This window comes from Paenisporosarcina sp. (assembly GCF_057785155.1).
This window is the reverse complement of the sequence record NZ_JBYNRN010000014.1, coordinates 1-3596: the sequence shown is the minus strand read 5'-3', so window position 1 is coordinate 3596 and position 3596 is coordinate 1. Positions and strand designations below refer to the sequence as shown.

The window sequence follows — 3596 nt, the reverse complement described above, 5'->3', positions numbered from 1 at the left end:
CAGTCACGAACATAATCACGAACATAATCACGAACATAATCACGAACATAACCAAGAGCATGATCATTCACATGAACATTCGCATACACCGAAGAGCCCAAGCGAACAAGCTGGGCATAAGCATTAGACACATTCAGAATCGAGTTTGCACACTGCAACTCGAAAATTGAGACTGTCGATTAATTCGCTTTGTCTCGTTACGAGTGAATAGATGGTTTGCCCAAGCTCAAACAGCTTTTTTTAAGTTCCTTGATTATATAAGAGATTAGAGGAATGGAACTTAAAGCCAAAACTCGCGGCAAACCATCTTTTCACTCTTCACTTTCCAAAATACGAATTAATCGACAATCTCGAATTTACCTTAGAGAGTTAACTCGATCTGATTGATGCAACGCTAGTCTACGTCAACACACTTTTGTTTCAGAAGTATTAGTATGATGTTAATGTCGGGAACCATCCCTTACAACCACCAATATGTTCCATTCGTTATATGATAGAGGTCATACTGTGCAGTTGAGCTATCGTCACCCGTTAGCTGAATATAATCTTATTTTTACTCCAAATATTTTGATAAAGGTTTGTAACGGTTAAATGTACTATACCTGTTTCGTTTAAAGAGATTTTTTGTATTTCATATGATTCATTCGGGAAAATATAGAAAGAAAAATCATCTCCATCTTTGTAGTTTAACCCACTTAAACCAAATACTGAGCTGGTATAGTTTTTGTTATTATATTCTGCATTCATTTTAGCGGACATAGTGGTTGTGAATGAATTTCCGTCTACCGTAGCATGATGACCTCCTGAAATTAAAGAAGCATCAGTTAAAGAATATTGTCCACTCGACCTGAAACCAATTCTATATCCTCCAGAATTTATACTACCTGTATTATCAATCCAGGATACGTATATCCTATGGGTACCATCATTGTATAACTCTTTTCCTATATTGCTTTCTAAATTTGATAGGTCAATTGAAATTGAATTTTCTCCGTGTACAATATGACCTTTTGTATCAGTAAATTCTTTTGTGTTATTCGCAATATAAGCCATCCCTTCTGTCCATAAACCAATCAAACCTGTTAGCCAAAGAACTAAAAAAATTACAGCAACAACTGGTGTTGAGATAAATAATATTTTTTTCACTTTCATTTATTATGAACCACCTCTCAATATATAAGTTCACTTTTTAGCTATTCTCCCGTTAATACTACGCCAGTTCCATTTATGCCTAGTCAGCAATAGGTAAGCCTTTGAGGTGATCTCCAGCTTTTCCCCTGCTCCACACCGGACGTGCCAGTTTCCCGGCATCCGGCGCTCCCTCTAACAGAATGTACTAGATCATAAGTTCCTCGTTACTCATAGATTTGGGATTATTAGACTGGTTCTAGTCCGTATATCTTGCGATATTGGTTGACTTTAATTTTCATCAAGTCTGTAATGCCCAGTCTATTTATGAGTACTTCAATCGTCTCTTTGTGTGTGTGGTGGATAAGTTCGTATACCTCTCTGTGGAGGATGCGCATGTTTTTGAATTTGTCGCCTCCACCGAGATATAATGGAATGAAATGGTGGCAGTAGACGTCTGATGCGAAGAGATACATCCCCGTAATTTCACATTTCCCCATCTTCATGCTGTACCTACTCATTCTGTTATCCATGTATTCCACACTTTGGTTCGGGATGCTAGATTCCATCAAGGTAAGAATTTCTTGACGTAGATCCGGACGAAGCTTTTTGTGTATTTGTTCTCTTCCTGCCAGTGTATAGAGTGAAAGACTTTGATTGAGGTTCATGGTGTTCTTTGTTTTCACGTTGGCAAGCGGATATAAATAGACATTAGCTACTTTGAACGTTCTGTAACCCAAACTATAGAATTTGCCGTAGGACGGCGGTGGGTTAGTCGGATGTTCATATTTCCCGATTTGATTAAGACAATTATACATGAAGGTTCGCAGGTCATAGGCAAGACGTGAGAACGCAACACTGACATGCGTTGCCCGATTGAAATAGTTATGGATTCCCAAAACAAAGCTATTAAAGAGTATGGCATTTTGAGCCGTTGGAGAAGTTCTTAATTCTTGAATGCGTTTTTTAGCTTCCATCTTGAGCTTCTGTATTTTACCAGCTTTAATACCTGTATGCGCTACTCTCTTCTTGCCCTTTTTATTCGCTCGGATTGTAAATCCTAGAAATTCAGATTCACGCTTTCGTAGATTCACAATTTGTGATTTCTCCGGCGAAACATCTAGTTTGAGACGTTTTTTTAAATAAGACACAACAGCATGGTACCACTTCTGGGCGGTCTTGTAGTCTCGGCAGATGACTTTGAAGTCATCTGCGTAACGCACCATGTATCCTTCTTTAAGGGAAGTGCGGTTTTTCCAATACAATTCACTGCTTCTTGTCTTATGAGGTTGAGTCAGAGGGAAGAACTCCCATTGACCTGCTACCCAATGATCCAAGTCGTTGAGAACGATATTTGAAAGTAAGGTCGACAACAGACCACCTTGCGGTACGCCCCGTGTGGGTATACCTTCTCCATCGATTTCAGCTTTCAACATTTTAGAAATGCATGCTAACACTTTTCTATCCTGAATCCCCATGTTCCATAATTGTTTCATCAGTAAAGTGTGATTCACATTGTCGAAGAAACCTAAAATGTCGATATCTACTACATAGTGCATTTGAGCACGATTCACAAGAAATTGTATTCTTGCCATCGCATGATGTGTAGACCGTAGTGGTCTGAAACCATAACTATGTTTGTAGAAATGCGCTTCTGCTATGGGTTCAAGAACTTGCTTGAAGCATTGCTGAATGATTCGGTCAAGAATACAAGGAATTCCGAGCGGTCGCCATTTACCATTGTCTTTTTCTATAAATTTCCGTCTAACTTTCTTCGGGCGGTACATTTTTAGGTTGTTTTGGATTTCTGATACTAATTCATCTTCGGACACCTTTTCAATGTCTGTGATGGTTTTCCCATCTGTTCCTGGCGTCTTTGATCCTTTATTGGATTTCATTGTTCGATAAGCAAGCCGAATATTTTCTCTAGATGTAATTAGATCGTAAAGGTCTGAAAAGGATTCGCGCTTGCAGGCTCTCTCGTATAAATCCGTAAAAGATTCCGTCATGCCGTAGTACTCCCAATTTCGCAAAGCTTGCACTGTGGCATCCACTCCTTTTGAGGTGATGTTCCCACGTTCTTACCCGACCGGTGCAATTCACGTTTGGAAAATGATCGTTCTTTACTATTAGACTTGGGGCTGTTCCTCCACTCCCATTACAGGAGATTCATCAGTCGTGCCCCTACCCTCACAAGGATGAATGCATTTGGGCTTTCGCCTTATTACAACCGTCTTGGGTAACAGCCCTTGTTGCGACGTCCCTTGTTTTCCAAGTCCCTTACAGCCTAGCTATCTAATCTGGACTTAGGTGCTTCCTTTAGGCCTGTGAGATCTATACCGCCATAGTTCGGTATAGCGTATTTCAGAGGGCAGATTTTTACTTTACGCCGCTCACCCCATCGTAGGATGGTACATAAGTTTCCTTATGCTCTAACTTTAGACCTGTACATTCGGTTGTTCGTCAGT

At 39.9% G+C, this 3596-nt stretch carries 2 protein-coding genes; both read right to left on the bottom strand.

Features of this window, described 5'->3' with window-relative positions; genetic code table 11:
- Positions 1–531 precede the first annotated feature (531 nt).
- On the bottom strand, positions 532–1152 hold the full coding sequence (locus AC3EA5_RS06785; protein ID WP_488607643.1) for a hypothetical protein: 621 nt from the start codon (positions 1150–1152) through the stop codon (positions 532–534).
- Between the two features lie 224 nt (positions 1153–1376).
- Positions 1377–3137, bottom strand: a complete 1761-nt coding sequence (gene ltrA, locus AC3EA5_RS06780; protein ID WP_488607642.1) for a group II intron reverse transcriptase/maturase — start codon at positions 3135–3137, stop codon at positions 1377–1379.
- Positions 3138–3596: the final 459 nt, after the last annotated feature.